Origin of the sequence: Streptomyces sp. NPDC087440, from assembly GCF_044744005.1 — a bacterium.
Lineage (GTDB): Bacteria > Actinomycetota > Actinomycetes > Streptomycetales > Streptomycetaceae > Streptomyces.
Window position 1 is genome coordinate 302,119 of sequence record NZ_JBIUXN010000004.1, and the last position, 17,864, is coordinate 319,982.

At 72.5% G+C, this 17,864-nt stretch carries 16 protein-coding genes; 6 read left to right on the forward strand and 10 right to left on the reverse strand.

Translation table 11 applies throughout. The features are described from left to right. Positions 1 to 3 precede the first annotated feature (3 nt). Together ACIO3O_RS12430 and ACIO3O_RS12435 are read left to right on the forward strand one after the other, a co-directional pair. Positions 4 to 1,137 carry an Mrp/NBP35 family ATP-binding protein gene (locus tag ACIO3O_RS12430; RefSeq protein ID WP_401744802.1) on the forward strand — a complete coding sequence of 378 codons (1,134 nt, stop codon included), beginning with the start codon at positions 4 to 6 and terminating at the stop codon, positions 1,135 to 1,137. Positions 1,138 to 1,395: 258 nt separating this feature from the next. Next, complete coding sequence (locus tag ACIO3O_RS12435; RefSeq protein ID WP_401744803.1) at positions 1,396 to 3,558, forward strand: glucoamylase family protein; 2,163 nt, start codon at positions 1,396 to 1,398, stop codon at positions 3,556 to 3,558. 59 nt (positions 3,559 to 3,617) lie between these two features. On the opposite strand, the gene ACIO3O_RS12440 is transcribed toward ACIO3O_RS12435, so the two are convergent. The 5 genes from ACIO3O_RS12440 to sigE form a co-directional block, all read right to left on the reverse strand. Next, positions 3,618 to 4,295, reverse strand: a complete 678-nt coding sequence (locus ACIO3O_RS12440; RefSeq protein WP_401744804.1) for a hypothetical protein — start codon at positions 4,293 to 4,295, stop codon at positions 3,618 to 3,620. A 255-nt stretch (positions 4,296 to 4,550) separates the two neighbouring features. Next, positions 4,551 to 5,030: a sec-independent translocase gene (locus ACIO3O_RS12445; RefSeq protein WP_401744805.1), complete on the reverse strand. Its 480-nt coding sequence runs from the start codon at positions 5,028 to 5,030 to the stop codon at positions 4,551 to 4,553. Positions 5,031 to 5,181: 151 nt separating this feature from the next. Beyond that, positions 5,182 to 7,374: a trypsin-like peptidase domain-containing protein gene (locus tag ACIO3O_RS12450; protein WP_401744806.1), complete on the reverse strand. Its 2,193-nt coding sequence runs from the start codon at positions 7,372 to 7,374 to the stop codon at positions 5,182 to 5,184. A gap of 467 nt (positions 7,375 to 7,841) precedes the next feature. Next, entirely contained in the window at positions 7,842 to 8,831 is a 990-nt protein-coding gene (locus ACIO3O_RS12455) for an anti-sigma factor family protein (protein ID WP_401744807.1), read from the reverse strand. After that, positions 8,828 to 9,619 carry an RNA polymerase sigma factor SigE gene (sigE, locus tag ACIO3O_RS12460; protein ID WP_401744808.1) on the reverse strand — a complete coding sequence of 264 codons (792 nt, stop codon included), beginning with the start codon at positions 9,617 to 9,619 and terminating at the stop codon, positions 8,828 to 8,830. The genes ACIO3O_RS12455 and sigE overlap by 4 nt, the downstream gene beginning before the upstream one ends. Positions 9,620 to 9,771: 152 nt before the next feature. On the opposite strand from sigE, the gene ACIO3O_RS12465 reads away from it, so the two are divergent. Next, positions 9,772 to 10,437 carry an O-methyltransferase gene (locus ACIO3O_RS12465; RefSeq protein ID WP_189820724.1) on the forward strand — a complete coding sequence of 222 codons (666 nt, stop codon included), beginning with the start codon at positions 9,772 to 9,774 and terminating at the stop codon, positions 10,435 to 10,437. A 228-nt stretch (positions 10,438 to 10,665) separates the two neighbouring features. On the opposite strand, the gene ACIO3O_RS12470 is transcribed toward ACIO3O_RS12465, so the two are convergent. Next, positions 10,666 to 10,833 (reverse strand): DUF3117 domain-containing protein, encoded by a 168-nt coding sequence (locus ACIO3O_RS12470; RefSeq protein WP_003966491.1) that lies wholly within the window; start codon positions 10,831 to 10,833, stop codon positions 10,666 to 10,668. 332 nt (positions 10,834 to 11,165) lie between these two features. Between ACIO3O_RS12470 and ACIO3O_RS12475 the strand changes: the two genes are divergently transcribed. Beyond that, on the forward strand, positions 11,166 to 11,966 hold the full coding sequence (locus ACIO3O_RS12475) for an enoyl-CoA hydratase/isomerase family protein (RefSeq protein WP_401744809.1): 801 nt from the start codon (positions 11,166 to 11,168) through the stop codon (positions 11,964 to 11,966). A 21-nt stretch (positions 11,967 to 11,987) separates the two neighbouring features. On the opposite strand, the gene ACIO3O_RS12480 is transcribed toward ACIO3O_RS12475, so the two are convergent. Together ACIO3O_RS12480 and ACIO3O_RS12485 are read right to left on the reverse strand one after the other, a co-directional pair. Further along, on the reverse strand, positions 11,988 to 12,572 hold the full coding sequence (locus tag ACIO3O_RS12480) for a DNA-3-methyladenine glycosylase I (RefSeq protein WP_401744810.1): 585 nt from the start codon (positions 12,570 to 12,572) through the stop codon (positions 11,988 to 11,990). Next, positions 12,569 to 13,078, reverse strand: a complete 510-nt coding sequence (locus ACIO3O_RS12485; protein ID WP_401744811.1) for a DivIVA domain-containing protein — start codon at positions 13,076 to 13,078, stop codon at positions 12,569 to 12,571. The genes ACIO3O_RS12480 and ACIO3O_RS12485 overlap by 4 nt, the downstream gene beginning before the upstream one ends. A 135-nt stretch (positions 13,079 to 13,213) precedes the next feature. Here ACIO3O_RS12485 and folP point away from each other — a divergent pair, with 135 nt between their 5' ends. Continuing rightward, on the forward strand, positions 13,214 to 14,074 hold the full coding sequence (gene folP, locus ACIO3O_RS12490) for a dihydropteroate synthase (RefSeq protein WP_401744812.1): 861 nt from the start codon (positions 13,214 to 13,216) through the stop codon (positions 14,072 to 14,074). 65 nt (positions 14,075 to 14,139) lie between these two features. Here the strand turns inward: folP and ACIO3O_RS12495 are convergent, their stop codons facing one another. After that, complete coding sequence (locus tag ACIO3O_RS12495; protein ID WP_401744813.1) at positions 14,140 to 14,889, reverse strand: TIGR00730 family Rossman fold protein; 750 nt, start codon at positions 14,887 to 14,889, stop codon at positions 14,140 to 14,142. Positions 14,890 to 14,958: 69 nt separating this feature from the next. After that, positions 14,959 to 16,038, reverse strand: a complete 1,080-nt coding sequence (dapE, locus tag ACIO3O_RS12500) for a succinyl-diaminopimelate desuccinylase (RefSeq protein WP_401744814.1) — start codon at positions 16,036 to 16,038, stop codon at positions 14,959 to 14,961. 429 nt (positions 16,039 to 16,467) lie between these two features. Between dapE and ACIO3O_RS12505 the strand changes: the two genes are divergently transcribed. Beyond that, positions 16,468 to 17,475, forward strand: coding sequence for a hypothetical protein (locus ACIO3O_RS12505; protein WP_401744815.1), 1,008 nt, complete (start codon positions 16,468 to 16,470; stop codon positions 17,473 to 17,475). Positions 17,476 to 17,864 lie beyond the last annotated feature (389 nt).

Sequence of the window (17,864 nt, forward strand, 5' to 3'; positions counted from 1 at the left end):
GTCATGGTTACGGAAGACGCGGTGCGCGAAGCACTGGCGACGGTGAACGACCCCGAGATCCACCGGCCCATCACTGAACTCGGCATGGTCAAATCGGTCGAGATCGGGGCGGACGGGACGGTCGCCGTCGCGGTCTATCTGACCGTCTCCGGCTGCCCGATGCGCGAGACCATCACCACCAACGTCCGCGAGGCCGTCGAGCGGGTCGAGGGCGTCACCGCCGTCACCGTCGAGCTCGACGTGATGAGCGACGAGCAGCGCAAGGAGCTGGCGGGCGCGCTGCGCGGCGGCACCGCCGAGCGCGAGGTCCCCTTCGCCCAGCCCGGCTCGCTGACCCGGGTGTACGCGGTGGCCTCCGGCAAGGGCGGCGTCGGCAAGTCCTCGGTGACGGTCAACCTGGCCGCCGCGATGGCCGCCGACGGGCTCAAGGTCGGCGTCGTCGACGCGGACATCTACGGGCACAGCGTGCCCCGCATGCTGGGCGTGGACGGCCGTCCCACCCAGGTCGAGAACATGATCATGCCGCCGTCGGCGAACGGCGTGAAGGTCATCTCCATCGGCATGTTCACCCCGGGCAACGCCCCGGTCGTGTGGCGCGGCCCGATGCTGCACCGCGCGCTCCAGCAGTTCCTGGCGGACGTGTACTGGGGCGACCTGGACGTCCTGCTGCTGGACCTGCCGCCGGGCACCGGAGACATCGCGATCTCCGTCGCGCAGCTCGTGCCGAACGCCGAGATCCTCGTCGTCACCACCCCGCAGCAGGCCGCCGCCGAGGTCGCCGAGCGGGCCGGGTCGATCGCCGTGCAGACGCACCAGAAGATCGTCGGCGTGGTGGAGAACATGTCGGGCATGCCCTGCCCGCACTGCGACGAGATCGTGGACGTCTTCGGCACGGGCGGCGGCCAGAGGGTCGCCGAGGGCCTCACCAAGACCACCGGTGCCAACGTGCCCGTGCTGGGCTCCATCCCGATCGACGTACGGCTGCGGGAGGGCGGCGACGACGGCCGTCCCGTCGTGCTGAGCGACCCCGAGTCCCCCGCCGGTTCCGCGCTGCGGGCCATCGCCGGGAAGCTGGGCGGCCGGGCGCGCGGGCTCTCCGGGATGTCGCTGGGGATCACGCCGCGCAACAAGTTCTAGTACGCGCTGGAAGGGACCCCGTCGGACGTACGCATTCCGTACGACCGGCGGGGTTCTTTGCTGCCCTTCCGGCGAGTCCGACGAGTGCGTCCGTGTGACGAGTGCGCCCGTGTGACGATTCCGTCCGTCCGACGATCCGCCCGACGTGCCCACCTTCAGCCCTTTCACACCTCTTGTCCCTCTTCTGTCCGTACGGTGCAGCCGATCCCCCCGGCCTCTCCGCGCCGGGTGACGCATGCATGAGGGAGAACTGACGACGTGCGAAGGACCCTGGCAGCCACCGCCACCGCGGCGCTGCTGTGCACCGGCGCGGCGGGCGCCGCGACGGCCGTCCCCGACAGTCCGCGGGCCGCGCAGGAGGTGACGTACCCCCTCCTCACCAACGACCCCGAGACCGGCTTCAACGACATGCTCGGCGACCACTCGATCATCAACGGCGATGTCCTGACGCGCCGTTGGGACGCGGCGAAGGGCCCCGACGGGCGGCCCGGCGTCCTGCGGCTCGACTACGACTTCGCCAAGAAGGGCAGTTGGTACGCGGTCGAGAGCCTGTGGGGCGGTGACGGCGACAACGTCTACCTGGACCGCGACGACTTCTTCCGCGGTGTGGCGGGCGAGAAGGTGAAGCTGGACGCGCTGCGGCTGAAGCTGAAGCCGACCGGGCACCCCGGCAAGAAGGTCGAGCTGTTCATCGGTCTGCGCGACAAGAAGGGGAAGAAGGCCTGGCACGTCGCGGAGTATGTCGACAACGGGCAGTGGCAGGACGTCGACCTCCCCCTCGACTTCACCGACAAGAAGACCTGGAACGACGGGCAGCCGGGGGACGTCGACCCGCACCAGCTCGAAGAGTTCATGATCAACGGCGACCCGGGCGGCCCGGTCGAGGGCTCGGTCCTGGTCGACGACGTGGAGTTCGTCGACAGCGACGCGAAGCCCGAGGACCTGACGAAGGCGAGCGACGACCGCATCGCCGAACTCGCCTCGAAGCGCGCCTTCCAGTACTTCGTGGACTACTACCACCGCCCCAGCGGCCTGTGGCAGTCCGAGACGACGAAGCTGTGGCAGATCAACATCTCGGCGACCGGCTACGGCCTGTCCGCGATGGCGATCGGCGAGAAGCGCGGCTGGATCAGCCGCGAGGAGGCGCTCGGCCGCGTCACCAACACCCTGCGGAAGCTGTACGACGGCCAGAAGGCCGACGCGGACGCCGAGGACTCGGTCGACCAGAACGGCTACCGCGGCCTGTACTGGCACTGGACCAACAGCAAGGGCAAGCGCGCCTTCGGCGAACTGTCCACCGTCGACTCCGGCTTCCTCCTCATGGGCGTGCAGCACGTCCGCGAGCACTACCGCGACGTGCCCGAGGTGGTCGACCTCGCCACGAAGATCATCGAGCGGGCCGACTGGGACTGGATGACCGACAAGCGCCGGGGCAAGGTCCCGTACCAGCTCTTCAGCTGGTACCCGGACTCGGTCTGCAAGGAGCGGATCGAAGAGGGCAAGGACGACGCGGACGACCAGTTCAAGGCCGTCGGCGGCCAGGGCTGTCACCTGGACGAGCACTGGGACCGGCCCACCGACGAGGGCTTCGTCGTCCAGCTCCAGGCGGCGGGCTCCACAAAGCACCCCGCCCCGACGGACGCCTGGTTCGCCTGGCCGCGCGAGCGCCGCTCGTACGGCGACATCTCCCTCGTGCCCACCTACGAGGGCTCGATGTTCGCGTACATGTTCACGCACGGCTGGATCGACTTCGCCCGCCTGGGCAAGGAGACCCTGCCCGGCGGCAAGCAGACGCAGGCCGTGAACTGGGCGGAGAACACCGGGCTCGCGGCGAGGGCGGCACGCCAATTCGCGACCGACCAGCACACCAAGCTGCCGAAGATCATGACGGAGTACGGTCCGGACGCCTGGGGCCGCAGTGACGCGGACGGCCCGCCGAACGGCCGCGAGTACCGGGTGTACGGCTCCCCGCCGATGCGCGGCGGCCACGTGCACAGCGACAACACGCTCCAGCCGCACGCGGCGGCGTCGGTCGTCCCGTACTACCCGAAGGAGTCGTTGCGGGCGCTGCGGCACTTCATGACCGTGCCCGGCGTCTGGAACCACCGCCTCGGCTTCACCTACTCCTACACGACCAAGCAGCTGTCGGCGGACGAGCTGGAGCAGGCCGCGCGAGCCAACCGCGCGCCCGGCACGAGCGACGAGAAGCTGGCCAAGGAGATCGCCTTCGAGCGGAAGAACGCGGGCGCCCACCCGGGTCTGCCCTGGTACTCCCGCAAGCTGTCCGGCATGAGCCAGGGCGCGATGCTGATGAACCTCGACAACCACCGGGGCGGCACCACCCAGGCGGAGACCATGCGCAGCCCCGACCTGAAGCGGGGCATCTGCGCGGCGTGGCCGAAGGACGCCGTGTGTCAGTAGTACCTGCGGTGCAGGAGTAAGGGGCTGCGTCCGGGACGCAGCCCCTTACCTCTCTGTCCTCAGCCGTCGTACGTCGTGACGTCCTTCACCACCGAGAAGCCCAGCCCGTACGCGCTCATGCCACGTCCGTACGCCCCGATGTGGACGCCGGACTGCGTGGACCCGGCGAGCACCCAGCCGTACTCGGACTCGCGGTAGTGGAAGGGCGTCGGCACCCCGTCGACCGGCAGCGAGAGCGCCGACCAGTCGGGGCCCTCCAGGTCGTCGGCCAGCTCGAAGGAGACCTCGGTCTGCTGGTCCAGCCAGTTGTCCCGCATCGAGTGGTCGAGCTGCGCGGGCCAGGTCTGCGAAAGCAGCCCGGACCCGGCCAGCCAGGCGGCGGAGGACACCGAGGTGGCCTCCAGCGTGCCCGTGCCGTCGCCGCTGCGGCGCACCGGGGAGGCGGCGACGGTCACCACGACCGCGAAGCGCTCCTTGTCGGGGCCCTCCTCGCCGGAGGTCTTTATCGTCGGCTCGTCGCCGTGGCCCATCGCCCCGTGCTGGACGGTGCCGTCGGCCGCGGTGCCGACCTGCATCAGCCAGCGGGGTCCGGTGAAGGCCTCGTCCAGCCCGTACCAGGGGAAGGGGGCGCGCAGATAGCCGTCGACCGTACGCCGGGCTGCCGGAACCCCTTCCGTGGTGGAACCACCGGGCGCACCGGAATCCTCCTGCGCCCCTGCCCGACTCGTCGTCTCCATCTGCCCGGCCGCCTCCTCGTGTCTCCGCTCCGGTGCGGCCCGCCCCCCTCGGGCGTCCTGCTACCGGACCAGATGGAGAATAGCCAACCCCTGCGGATGCGTTGGTGAAGATCCGTGCGGGTGCGTCGTGGGCGGCCGGTCGCACATGCGGGTCGTCGTGGCCGGGCGCACGGGTCTCCCCGCCCCTCCAGGCGTGCCCCGGCCAGCAGAAAGGGGCCGGGCGCAGTGGCGCCGGCCCCTGGAGCCCCGTACCCCTCAGGTCGTGTCGGGGTCGAACACCGGGCGTTCCTCCTTGCGGAGATTCGCCGGGGCCGTGGCCCGAGCCGTCTCCGGCTTCTTCGTCAGGTCCGCCTTGGGCGCCTCGGCCCCGGGTTCGTCGGTGGGCGTCCGTACGGCAGGGCGTGCCTTGCCGTTCACCACGTCCGTGACCTCCTGGAGCTCCTCGCGCAGGTCGAAGCTCTCGCGGATCTCCTTGAGCCCGAGGTCGTCCCCGCCGTGCTCGGCGAGCTGCTTGCGCACGAAGTTCTTGGGGTTGAGGTCCTCGAACTCGAAGTCCTTGAACTCCGGCCCCAGCTCGCTGCGGATGTCCTGCTTCGCGCTGTCCGAGAACTCCCGGATCTTGCGGATGGTCCGCGTGACGTCCTGGATCAGCTTCGGCAGCTTGTCCGGGCCGAAGATGAGCACGGCGAGGACCGCGAGCGTCAACAGCTCCAGTCCGCCTATGTCACTGAACACCTTGCAGCTCCTTGGATTCTCCGGGCTCGTTCCACGGTACCCGCCCCAGCTGTCCGGACGGTACCTTCAGGTGACACCCATCTGCCGCCCACAGGGCCGTTCGGCGTCGCCGGGCACCCGGCACGGCGGAATGCCCCGGGTGCGGCAACCCTCAGGAGTCGCCCGCCGATCCGAGCACCAGGGTGACGTCCTGCGCCCTGCCGTCGCGCTCCAGCGTCAGGCCCATCCGCTCCCCCGGACGCCTTGACCGGATTTTGACGATCAGCTCCTCGCCGCTGTGCACCCGCTGCCCGTCGATCTTGGTGATGACGTCGCCGGACTTGATGCCCGCCTTGGCGCCGGGGCCGCCCGGGGTGACCGCCGGAGAGTCGTCGGCGCCCTTCGCGCCGACCTTCGCGCCGTCGCCGGTGAACTTCATGTCGAGGGAGACGCCGATCACCGGATGGGTGGCCTTGCCGGTGCTGATCAGCTCCTCGGCGACCCGCTTGGCCTGGTTGATCGGGATCGCGAAGCCGAGGCCGATGCTGCCCGCCTGGCCGCTGTCGAGGCCGCCGTTGTCGGGGCCCCGGATGGCGCTGTTGACGCCGATCACGCGGGCCTGGGAGTCAACGAGCGGTCCGCCGGAGTTGCCGGGGTTGATGGGTGCGTCGGTCTGGAGGGCGTCGACGTAACTGACGTCGCTGCCGTCGCCCTTCTCGCCGCCCGCCGTGATCGGGCGCTGCTTGGCGCTGATGATGCCGGCGGTGACGGTGTTCTGGAGGTCGAAGGGTGCGCCGATGGCGACCACGGGGTCGCCGACGCGGACGTTGTCGGAGTTCCCGAGCGGCAGCGGCTTCATCCCCGAGACGCCGGTGACCTTCACGACGGCGAGGTCGTAGCCGCTGTCCTTGCCGACCAGCTTGGCACGGGCGGTCTCGCCGCTGCTGAAGGTGAGGGAGATGACGCCGGTCTTGCCCGCCGGTTCCACCACGTGGTTGTTGGTGAGGATGTGGCCCTTGTTGTCGAGGACGAAGCCGGTGCCGGTGCCCTTGCCGCTGCTGCCGCTGACGTGGAAGGTGACCACGCTCGGCAGGGCACTGGCGGCGATGCCCGCGACGGTGTCGGGGGCGCGGTCGGTGGGCGCCTTCCCGGTCTGCGGCAGGCGTACGGAGCTGCCGCCGAAGCCGTCGTTGCGTTCGACGTACGCCCCTATTCCCCCGCCGACACCGCCCGCGACCAGCGCGATCACCAGGGCCCCGACGAACAGTCCGCCGCGCCGCCGCTTCCGGGGCGGCTCCCCGGCGTACGTCAGCGCCTGCGGGGGCGCCGCGCTCGCACTCCACGGGTCGTACTGGAGCCACTGCGACGCCGGGTACGCCTGCGGGGCGCCGGGCGCACCGTGGGGGTGCTCGGGCGACGGGGGGCCCTGGGGCTGCGGAGGCTGCGGTGCCTGCTGGTGCACGGCGGCCCCCTGGGGCTCGGGGCCCGCCTGGGGGTACGCCTGCGCGGAGCCCTGCGCGTACTCGGACTGCGGCGGCCCGGGCGGCGGGGCGGGGTGGGGGGTCTGCGGGGTCTGCGGGTGCGAGGTCGGCGCGTGCGAGCCCGACGCAGGCTGCGCGTGCGGGCCCGGCACGGGCGGGGTCTGCGCGGGTTGCGGGTGCGGGGCCTGCGTGTGCGGGCCCGGCACGGGCGGGGTCTGCGCGGCCTGCGGGTGCGGGGTCGGCGCGTGCGCGCCAGGCGCGGGTGGGGTCTGCGGGTGGGCCGGTCCCGGGCCGCCGTCGAAGTGCGGCGGTACGAGGGCGCCCTCGGCCGGGGCCGGCCGCTGCACCGGGGGCGCGGGCGCCCAGGGGCCGGGCTCGCCGTAGGGCGGCGTGCCGTACGGGTCGGGATCGTGCAGGGGCGTGGCCCGGCCGCTGCCGAAACCACCGGCCGGAGCACTCCCGGCGGCCTCGCCCGCCGGGACCTGCCCGGTGGGCGGCGACGGGTCGGGGTCGCGCTGCGGCGGTATCGCGTCCTGCGGCTCGTCGGCCGGGGTCGCGGGCTCCCGGGGCACGGCGGCGTGCTCCGCCTCCGGGCGCGCGGCCGCGCCCGGTCCGGGAGGAGCGTGCTCCGGTACGAGCGGGGTCGCGTCCGGCACGGGCGGCACCGCACCCGGCACCGGCGGGGTCCCATCCGGCACGGGCGGCACCGCACCCGGCACCGGCCGAGTCGCGTCCATCGGCGACGGGGTCGCGTCGGTTCCGGGAGGAGCCTGCTCCAGTACGGGCGAGGACGCGTCCGGCACAGACGGAGCCCCATCCAGCACCGGCGGCACCGCACCCGGCACCGGCCGGTTCGCGTCCGGCGGCGACGAGGTCGCGTCCATCCCAGGAGGAGCCTGCTTCGGCACCGGCGGGGACGCATCCGGCACGGACGGAGCCCCGTCCAGCACAGGCGGCACCGCGCCCGGCACCGGTGGAGTTCCACTCAACGCAGGCGGCACCGCGTCCGGCGGCGGAGAGGTCTCGTCCACCGGCGACGGGGGCGCGTCCGGCCGTGCCTCGGGGGCCTGCCCCGACGCAGCGGGCGTCGCGTCCGGCCGTACGTCAGGAACCTGCTCCGGCACCGGCGGAGCCGTGTCCCCGCCCGGGGCGGGCCTCCCCTGTGCGGGGCGGCTCCACCACTTCGCCCGTGGTCCGGCGGGCTTGCCCTCGTCCATGCTCTCCCCGCAACTGCCCTTGGCCCCCGCCGATCGCGGCGGGAACCGGTCTCCGCGCCCGTGGCGGGCACCCCTTCCCTGGATTCAACCAGGTTTGCGATGGCGCGCGCAGAGGGCGGGTCGCCCCGTACGGATCAGCGGCTGCGGGAGACGGAGAGCTCGGGCGCGGCGGGTGCGGTCAGGTGGTCCGGTGTCGACGGCGTCGCCGTGGGTACCGGTCCCCGGCCCATCAGCGGCAGCGTGTACGAGGTTTCCGTGGCGGGGACGGAGACGGGGAACACCCGCAGCCCCCGGTCCCACCGGCCCTGACCGCGCAACAGCCCCTGCGGCGGGCCCTGCTGGGCCCCGGGCGGACGCGCCGTCAGCCGGGCGTCGTACGGAACGGGGGGCGCGGCGGCCGAGCCCGCCCGGTTGGTGGTCGTGGCCGACAGCAGCGTCGCACCGCCGGCAGTCGACGAGCCGACACTGGTCGCGCCGCCCTGACGGCGGCTGCCGTCCGTGCCGCCCGCGGGGGTCGCGGCCCGGGTCGGGACCAGTCCGCCCGCCCGCTCGCCCCTGGCGGTGGGGTTGTTGGGGGTCTCGGCGGGCAGTGCGCCGCCGAGCGCGATCGCGGCCAGCGACACCGCGCTCGCCGCGGCGAACGCGAACCGGCGCGGCCTGCGCCCGCCCGCCCGCTCGCTGTCGGTCCTGCCGACCTCGTGGATGCGGAAGCCCCGGTCACCGGAGCCGCCGGGCAGGACGCCCGGGTGGGCGCCCTGGGACTCGTAGCCGATCCGGCTGCCGAAGCCCAGCGGGTCCTCGGAGGCGTAGACCCCGAAGGCCGTGCCCTCGCCGAATCTTCTGCGGCCCGCAGGCCCGTCGCCGCCCGGCCCGTCCTCGCCCTCGGAGCCGCCGGGCAGCCCCTGGAGGCGGGCCAGGAAGCCCGCGGAGGGGGCCGGGGGTGCGCTCTGCGCGAAGACGTCCTTGAGCCTGCGCTGCGCGTCGGCCTCGGCCTTGCACTTGGCGCAGGTCGCCAGATGGGCCAGACCGCGCTCGCGCGCGTCATGTCCCAGTTCGCCGTCCACCAGGGCGGCGAGCCGGTCCCCGAGGTGCTGTTCCGCCGGGGTGGGCCGGGACCCGCTCACCCGAGACCCCCCTCTCCCGCCGGTGAGGGCACGAGCGGCACGCCCGCGCCCACGGAGGCCATCGCGCGCTGCTCGGCGCGGGCCTCGGGGGACCGGTGCTTGAGGGCCTTGCGCAGGTGGGAGCGGCCGCGGTGGATGCGGCTGCGGACCGTGCCCAGCTTGACGCCGAGGGTCGCGGCGATCTCCTCGTACGAGAGTCCCTCGATGTCGCAGAGCACGACGGCGGCGCGGAACTCGGGCGCGAGGGTGTCCAGCGCCTGCTGCACGTCCGCGTCGAAGTGGGTGTCCTGGAAGGCCTGCTGGGGCGACGGGTCGCGGCTGGGCAGCCGCTCGGCCGCGTCGTCGCCGAGCGAGTCGAAGCGGATGCGCTGCTTGCGGCGCACCATGTCCAGGAAGAGGTTGGTCGTGATCCGGTGCAGCCAGCCCTCGAAGGTGCCGGGCGTGTACGTCGACAGTGAGCGGAAGACCCGGACGAAGACTTCCTGGGTCAGGTCCTCCGCGTCGTGCTGATTGCCCGTCAGGCGGTAGGCCAGGCGGTAGACGCGGGTGCTGTGCGTGCTGACGATCTCCTCCCAGGTGGGAGGCGTCCACGTCTCCTCCGCGTCCGAGAAGTCAGCGAAGGTCGCCGTCGTGGAGACGGGGGCGGCGGTGGAACGGTCAGCGGTGTCGGTCACGGATTTCGGCTCGCCCGCAGACCTGAAGAAGCGTTTGAACACTCCTCCCCGATCACCGGCCGCAGCCGCACCTCCCCTGTCGGCTCTGGTGGTGTCCAGTGGAGCCCCTACCATAACCACCTCGCCCGTTAGCTCCGGATAAGAGTCTTTGCGTGAATTTTGGGACCCTTGCCGGTCCCGGTCCCCGTGATCCATCTGTCCCCCCTGTCCCCTCCTAACGACCGGTCCCATCTGCGAGTTCCCGACTCCAGCGGATACAGTCACCGTTGCGCCAACTACGGGGACAGGAGAGGGTCATTACCGCCAACCGGCAGACGAGCTGGGCGTTCGCCGACGCCTACGTCGCCGAGGACGACACTCTGCGCTGGGCCCGGGACCGGGCCCGGGACGCGGGCGTCCCCTCGGTGTCCCCGGGCACCGGCGCCGCGCTGCGGCTGCTGGCCGGGACCGCGGACGCCAAGGCCGTCGCCGAGATCGGTACGGGCACGGGCGTGTCCGGCATCTATCTGCTGCACGGGATGCGCCCGGACGGCGTGCTGACCACCGTCGACCTGGAGCCGGAGCGGCAGGGCTTCGCCAAGCAGGCGTTCCGCTCGGCGGGCTTCGCCGGCAACCGGGCGCGCTTCATCCCCGGCCGGGCACTGGACGTACTGCCGCGCCTCGCGGACGGCGGGTACGACCTCGTCTTCTGCGACGGCGACCGGCTGGAGTCGCTGGACTATCTCGCTGAATCGTTGCGGCTGCTGCGACCTGGCGGTCTGGTGTGCTTCGAGGGCGTCTTCGCGGACGGCCGCACGGTGGACTCGGCGGCGCAGCCCGCGGAGGTGCTGCGGCTGCGGGAGCTGCTGCGCACGGTGCGCGAGTCGACGGAGCTGGTGTCCTCACTGCTGCCGGTGGGCGACGGGCTGCTGTGCGCGGTGCGCCGGGGCTGAGGGGCCCGTATCGGCAGGGCCGAAGGCACGTACCGTACGACCGCTCCTGCCGTTCCCGGACGCACCACTGCCCCGGTGACTCCCCCGGAACGCACCACTGTGCCCCGGTGGCTCCCCCGGAACGCACCACTTCCCCGGTGAGATCACGGGAAGCACCACTGCCCCGGTGACGCGCTCGCGCGCGGCCGGGGCAGTGGAGAGATGTAGAGCGCTTTCCGCCTTCAGGCGTTAGCCGACGACCTTCTTCAGGGCGTCGCCGAGTGCATCGGCCTCGTCCGGAGTCAGCTCGACGACAAGTCGACCGCCGCCTTCGAGCGGAACGCGCATGACGATGCCCCGCCCCTCCTTGGTCACCTCGAGCGGGCCGTCGCCCGTCCGCGGCTTCATGGCCGCCATGCTCGTTCCCCTTCCTGAAACCAGCTCACGCAGCCGACAACCCAGGTGTCACCGGCATCGAACACATTGCTTCCAGGCCATTATCCCGCATCGCAGGACCCAATGACCAACATCGGTTCGCATCGCTTGCGCAACGCGCAGCCGCAAAACCACTCAATTCGGCGATCCGGCTGCGATACTTCGCCGCTTCGTACCGCCACGGGGTGCCTTTTTGTTTGACGCAGGTCACATGTGCAGGGTCGAAGATCTCCGACATGCTGGCCTGTGCATGCCCATTTTTCCGCTGCCGGGAGCTGCGCAGGGCCCCGGGAGCCCTCAGGAGGGGACCGACGATGGCAGACACCGTGCTCTACGAGGTGACCGACGGACTCGCGACGATCACGATCAATCGTCCCGACGCCATGAACGCGATGAACACCGAGGCCAAGGTCGCCCTCCGGGAGGCGGTGCTGTCCGCGGCCGCCGACACCGCCGTGCGGGCGGTGCTGCTGACGGCGACCGGGCGGGCGTTCTGCGTCGGCCAGGACCTCAAGGAGCACATCTCCTCGCTGACCGCCGACCGCGAGGCGGGCACCGGCAACACGATGAGCACCGTGCAGGAGCACTACAACCCGATCATCCGGGCGCTCACCGAGATGCCGAAGCCGGTCGTCGCGGGGGTCAACGGGGCCGCCGCCGGTGCGGGCCTGGGCTTCGCGCTCGCCGCGGACTACCGGATCGTCGCGGAGAACTCCGTCTTCAACACGTCCTTCGCCGGGGTCGCGCTGACCGCCGACTCGGGCGTCTCCTGGACCCTGCCGCGCCTGATCGGCCACGGCAGGGCCGCCGACCTGCTGCTCTTCCCCCGCTCGGTCCCGGCACAGGAGGCGCTCGACCTGGGCCTGGTGAACCGGGTGGTCCCGGCCGCCGCGCTGGCCGCCGAGGCGACGGCCGTGGCGCGGGCGCTGGCGGAGGGTCCGACGGTCGCGTACGCCGCGCTGAAGGCGTCGCTCTCGTACGGCACGGACCACGGTCTCGCCGAGACGCTGGAGAAGGAGGACGAGCTCCAGTCGCTGGCGGGGGCCTCGGAGGACCACGCGATCGCGGTGCAGGCCTTCATCGACAAGGCGCGGCCGAAGTACCTGGGCCGCTGAGCGGTTGTCCGTCCGTTCGCGTTACGAGCCGCTGCCCCGGGCGACGCAGTCGGCGAGGTGGTCGTCGACCAGGCCGCACGCCTGCATCAGGGCGTAGGCCGTGGTCGGGCCGACGAAGCGGATGCCGCGCTTCTTGAGGTCCTTGGCGAGCGCCGTCGACTCCGGGGTGACGGCGGGCACGTCCGCGAGCGTGCGGGGGGCGGGGCGGCCCTTCGGGTCCGGGGCGTGCGACCAGATCAGCCGGTCGAGGTCGCCCTCGGGCCACCCGGCGAGGACCCGTGCGTTGGCGAGGGTGGCCTCGATCTTGGCGCGGTTGCGGATGATGCCGGGGTCGGCGAGGAGCCGGGCCGCGTCCGCGTCGGTGAACGCGGCGACCTCGGCGATCTCGAAGCCCGCGAAGGCGGTGCGGAAGCCCTCGCGGCGGCGCAGGATCGTCAGCCAGGAGAGGCCGGACTGGAAGGCCTCCAGGCACAGGCGTTCGTAGAGCGCGTCGTCGCCGTGGACCGGGCGGCCCCACTCCGTGTCGTGGTACGCCGTGTAGTCCTCGGTGGCCAGGCCCCAGGGGCAGCGCAGGGCGCCGTCGGGGCCGGGGGCGGCTGCGGTCACGGCTGGGGCTCCTCGGGGGCGGGGCGTGCGTCCTGGGGCTCGGGGGCGGCTTCGGGCTCGCCGACAGGGGTCTCCGGGGCAGGGGCCTCCGGGGCTGCGGCCTCCGGAGCCGGGCGGTCGGGGGTTTCGGCCGGTGACGTCCAGGGGTGCTCCGGCCGGGCCGGGGCGGGGCGTTTGGTGAAGAGGTCGGGGCCGCCGACCGTGGTGGCCTGGGCGCCCGCGAGGGCCGCTTCCAGTTCGGCGATGCGGGAGTCCCGCTCGGCCAGTTCCGCGCCGACCCGGCCCAGGACGTCGTCCACGTCCGCCATCCGGTACCCCCGGACGGCCAGCGGCAGGCGCAGCGCCTCGATGTCCGCGCGGCCGATCGGGCGGGTCAGCGGCAACGGGTCCACCAGGTGGTCCGGGGCGGCCTCGGGCAGCGGCCCCTGGTCGCCGCCGGTGCCGACGACGGCGAGCGTCACGGCGGCGACGACCACCACCATCGCCAAGAGCAAGAACACGAACACGAGCGGCTCCCCGGGCGCGGACCTGGACGGTACGGAAATCTTCCGGCCCCGATCGTGCCATGCGGGTGTGACAGTTAAGGTCGCAGACGGCCTCACCTGGGCCGTCGGTGGTCCGTGACGAGGAGGAACCTGCAGATGCTGCGGCTGGGACGGCGTGTTTTCGAGACGCACGAGCCGGTGATCATGGCGATCGTGAACCGCACCCCGGACTCCTTCTACGACCAGGGCGCGACCTTCCGCGACGAGCCCGCGCTCGCCCGCGTGGAACAGGCCGTGGCGGAGGGCGCCGCCATCATCGACATCGGCGGGGTCAAGGCGGGCCCCGGCGAGGAGGTCAGCGCCGAGGAGGAGGCGCGGCGGACCGTCGGCTTCGTCGCCGAGGTGCGGCGCAGGCACCCGGAGGTCGTGATCAGCGTCGACACCTGGCGGCACGAGGTCGGCGAGGCGGTCTGCGAGGCGGGCGCGGACCTGCTCAACGACGCGTGGGGCGGCGTCGACCCGAAGCTGGCCGAGGTCGCGGCGCGCTACGACGTGGGGCTGGTCTGCACGCACGCGGGCGGGGCCGAGCCGCGCACCCGGCCGCACCGGGTGACGTACGAGGACGTCATGGCGGACATCCTGGACGTCACGGTGGGTCTGGCCGAGCGGGCGGCGGCGCTGGGGGTGCGGCGGGACGCGATCATGATCGACCCGGGGCACGACTTCGGGAAGAACACCCGGCACAGCCTGGAGGCGACGCGGCGGCTCGGGGAGATGGCGGAGACGGGGTGGCCGGTGCTCGTGTCGCTCTCCAACAAGGACTTCGTCGGGGAGACGCTGGACCGGCCGGTCAAGGAGCGGGTGATCGGGACGCTGGCGACGACGGCCGTGTCGGCGTGGCTGGGGGCGCAGGTGTACCGGGTGCACGAGGTGGCGGAGACGAAGCAGGTCCTGGACATGGTGGCGTCCATCGCGGGCCACCGGCCACCGGCGGTCGCCCGCCGGGGCCTGGCGTAGCGCCGGGCGGGGCCTGGCCTAGCGCCGGGCGGGGCCCGTCGTCGTCGACGGGCCCCGTCCCGGGCCTATTTGCCCGTCTCCTTCGTGACCAGTGCCACGGCCTCGTCCACGTCGTCGGTGACGTGGAAGAGCAGGAGGTCCTTCTCCGAGGCCTTGCCCTGGGCGATCACCGTGTCGCGGAGCCAGTCGACCAGCCCGCCCCAGTAGTCCGTACCGAAGAGGACGATCGGGAAGCGGGTGACCTTCTGGGTCTGGACCAGGGTGAGGGCCTCGAAGAGCTCGTCGAGGGTGCCGAAGCCGCCCGGGAGGACCACGAACCCTTCGGCGTACTTCACGAACATCGTCTTGCGGACGAAGAAGTAGCGGAAGTTGACCCCGATGTCGACGTGCTGGTTGAGGCCCTGCTCGAAGGGGAGCTCGATACCGAGGCCGACGGAGACGCCGTTCGCCTCGCGCGCACCCTTGTTGGCCGCCTCCATCGCGCCCGGGCCGCCGCCCGTGATCACCGCGAAGCCCGCTTCCACGAGGGCGCGGCCGATGCGGACGCCCGCCTCGTACTCGGGCGTGTCGGCGGGGGTGCGCGCGGAGCCGAAGACACTGATGGCGCTGGGGAGTTCGGCGAGCGCGCCGAAGCCCTCCACGAACTCGGACTGGATGCGCATGACCCGCCACGGGTCGGTGTGGACCCACTCCGAGTCGCCCTCGGTGTCGAGGAGACGCTGGTCCGTCGTGCCGGGCTGGACCTGTTCCCGGCGGCGCAGGACCGGACCGAGCCGTTGCTCCTCGGGCGTCCGTCCCTCTTCAGGATGCGTCATGCCGTGCTCCCTTCGCTGCCGTACGTTGTCCGGTCAGGGTAGGTCCACGGATGTGACGAACGGTGAAATTCAGGCCGTCAACCAGGCATGGAGTCGTTCCTCGCCCTGGAGGATCTTGGCGACCTCGACGCGTTCGTCGCGCTTGTGGGCGAGGAGGGGGTCGCCGGGGCCGTAGTTCACCGCCGGTACGCCGAGCGCGCTGAAGCGGGCGACGTCGGTCCAGCCGAACTTGGGGTTGGCCTTGCCGCCGACCGCCGCCATGAAGGCCTGTGCGGCCGGGTGGGAGAGGCCAGGGAGGGCCGCCGGGGAGTGGTCGTCGACGACGAACTCGGCGATGTCGCAGTCGGCGAAGGTCTCGCGGACGTGGGCGAGGGCCTGCTCGGGCGAAAGGTCGGGGGCGTAGCGGTAGTTGACCGTCACCGAGCAGGCGTCGGGGATGACGTTGTTGGCGACGCCGCCGTCGACGCGGACGGCGTTGAGGCCCTCGTGGTACTCCAGGCCGTCGATCACCGGGCGGCGCGGTTCGTAGGCGTCCAGCTTCGCGAGGATCGGCGCGATCTTGTGGATGGCGTTGGAGCCCATCCAGCTGCGCGCGGAGTGGGCGCGCTCGCCGGTGGTGTGCAGGATGACGCGCAGGGTGCCCTGGCAGCCGCCCTCGACCTCGCCGTAGGAGGGTTCGAGGAGGACCGCGAAGTCGGCGGCGAGCCAGTCGGGGTGGGCTTCGGCGACGTGGCCGAGGCCGTTGAGGTGGGCGGCGACCTCCTCGTTGTCGTAGAAGACGAAGGTGAGGTCGCGGTTGGGTTCGGGGACGGTCGCGGCGATACGGAGCTGGAGGGCGACGCCCGCCTTCATGTCGCTCGTCCCGCACCCCCAGAGCACCCCGTCCTCGTCCAGCCGGGACGGGACGTTGTCCGCGATCGGGACGGTGTCGATGTGCCCGGCGAGGACGACGCGCTCGGGGCGGCCGAGGTTCGTGCGGGCGACGACGTTGTTGCCGTGGCGGTCGACGGTGAGGTGCGGGAAGGTCCGCAGGGTCTGCTCGACGGCGTCGGCGAGGGGCTTCTCGGTGCCGCTCTCGGAGCGGAAGTCGACGAGCTGGGCGGTGACGTGGGCGGCGTCACGGGTGAGGTCAAGGGGGGTTGCGGGCATGGGGCCGAGCCTAACGGGGGCGGGGGCGGGGACTCCGGGGGGCGGCTCCGCCGCAGGGGGACGGCTGCCCGAAGGGCACGCCATCAGGGGCGCGGGGCTGGGGACTCCCTCGGCCCGGCGGGCCGGGGCTGAAGCGGCCCGGCACCGGGAGGCGTCTCCCGGGCTCCGGCGTGGAGCGCATCCGGCACCCAAGGTGCGCGCAGGGGCCGGTATCCGGGTGGGCCCGGATCGGGCGGGCCGCCCCCTTGCCCGCCCGTCCCGCCCCCGGGGGGCGGCCCCGCCGCCCAAGGGGGCGGGGATGGCTGCCCGAAGGGCACGCCATCAGGGGCGCGGGGAACTGCGCGAGCAACCACGACGCACCCGGCACGGAGAAGCGGGGACACCCCGGAGCGGGGAAGCCGGCCGCAGACGCTCCAGTACCTTGGGGCTGTGGCTCAGGTTTCCGGTTCCTCTCCCCTTCGCAGCCGTGCCGTGCGGATCGGCGCCGGCGTCGCCGTGCTCGTGGCCCTCGCCGGGTACGTGACGGTGCAGTTCTTCGCCGGTGACCAGGGAGACACCCGGTGTTTCGTGCGGGGCGGCACCGAGAGCGGCGCCCGGTACGAGCTGACCACCGAGCAGGCCGTCAACGCGGCGACCATCTCGTCGGTGGGCACTTCGCGCGGCATGCCGGAGCGAGCGGTGACCATCGCGCTGGCCACCGCCCTCCAGGAGTCCGCCCTGCGCAACATCCGGCACGGCGACCGGGACTCGCTCGGCCTGTTCCAGCAGCGGCCGTCGCAGGGATGGGGCACCGAGGACCAGATCCTCGACCCCGCGTACTCGGCAGGCCGCTTCTACCAGCACCTCACCGAGGTCCCCGGCTACTCGCGGCTCCCCCTGACCGTGGCCGCCCAGCGCGTCCAGAAGAGCGGCTTCCCGCAGGCGTACGCCAAGCACGAGCCCGACGCCGCCCTGCTGGCCTCCGCGCTCACCGGCCGCACCCCCGCCTCCCTCTCCTGCGAGTCCCGGCGCGGCGACGACAGCACGCCGGGCGATCCCGCGAAGGTACGGGAGCGCCTGGTCCGGGACTTCGGCCCCGGGATCCTCCCCCGCACCACGAACACCAGCACCGGCACCGGCACCGGCACCGGCACCACGAGCCCCCGCGCCACGAGCGCGGCCGGTGCGCCCGACGCCCGCACCGTCGTCGTCCCCGTGCCGAGGGAGACCGGGACCGCCCGGGGCGCCACCGACGTCACCGCCTCCCCGCAGCAGCGCGGCTGGGCCCTGGCCCACTGGGCGATGGCGCACTCCGCCGAACTGCGCGTCACCCGCATCGCCTACGCGGACCGCGAATGGCGCACCACCGAGGCCGCCAAGGGCTGGCAGAAGGTCCCGCCGGGCCGGACGGCCGGTGCGGGCGGCGGCGACGACGTACGGATCACCACCTCCCCGTAAGCACCGGAGATCCCCACCCGACCGGACAAACAACCGATAACGGGCAGATCACTCCCCGGTCAAGACCCGGTCACCGTCCGAACATCAGGCGATCACCCGTCCAACACGTCACCCGAAGGGAGGCGTCCGGGCCGCCCGCCGGGCGGATGCGCCGACACCCCTCCCCATCTCGGACTCCGTACGCGAATTCCCTTGGGAATCAAGGGAAGTGAGCACCTTCCGCGAGCACCGGACGCTTCGCCTTTGCCCGTTTTTATCCGCACCGGACCATGCCCCGCATTGCGAACTCTTTACCTCGGCCCACCGCAACCTCCCCCGCCCTCCGAGCGGTTGTCATGGCGTCCGATCGCCGGACAGACAGCGCCTCACAAGCGCCCACAACGTCTTCT

What these genes read in the sequence shown, in the direction of transcription:
- dapE (WP_401744814.1), bottom strand. Translation starts at nt 16,038, where the DNA reads ATGCCCGCAACCCCCCTTGACCTCACCCGTGACGCCGCCCACGTCACC.
- folP (WP_401744812.1), top strand. Translation starts at nt 13,214, where the DNA reads ATGCTGCGGCTGGGACGGCGTGTTTTCGAGACGCACGAGCCGGTGATC.
- ACIO3O_RS12470 (WP_003966491.1), bottom strand. Translation starts at nt 10,833, where the DNA reads ATGGCGGCCATGAAGCCGCGGACGGGCGACGGCCCGCTCGAGGTGACC.
- sigE (WP_401744808.1), bottom strand. Translation starts at nt 9,619, where the DNA reads ATGGTAGGGGCTCCACTGGACACCACCAGAGCCGACAGGGGAGGTGCG.
- ACIO3O_RS12430 (WP_401744802.1), top strand. Translation starts at nt 4, where the DNA reads ATGGTTACGGAAGACGCGGTGCGCGAAGCACTGGCGACGGTGAACGAC.
- ACIO3O_RS12440 (WP_401744804.1), bottom strand. Translation starts at nt 4,295, where the DNA reads ATGGAGACGACGAGTCGGGCAGGGGCGCAGGAGGATTCCGGTGCGCCC.
- ACIO3O_RS12450 (WP_401744806.1), bottom strand. Translation starts at nt 7,374, where the DNA reads ATGGACGCGACCTCGTCGCCGCCGGACGCGAACCGGCCGGTGCCGGGT.
- ACIO3O_RS12475 (WP_401744809.1), top strand. Translation starts at nt 11,166, where the DNA reads ATGGCAGACACCGTGCTCTACGAGGTGACCGACGGACTCGCGACGATC.
- ACIO3O_RS12495 (WP_401744813.1), bottom strand. Translation starts at nt 14,889, where the DNA reads ATGACGCATCCTGAAGAGGGACGGACGCCCGAGGAGCAACGGCTCGGT.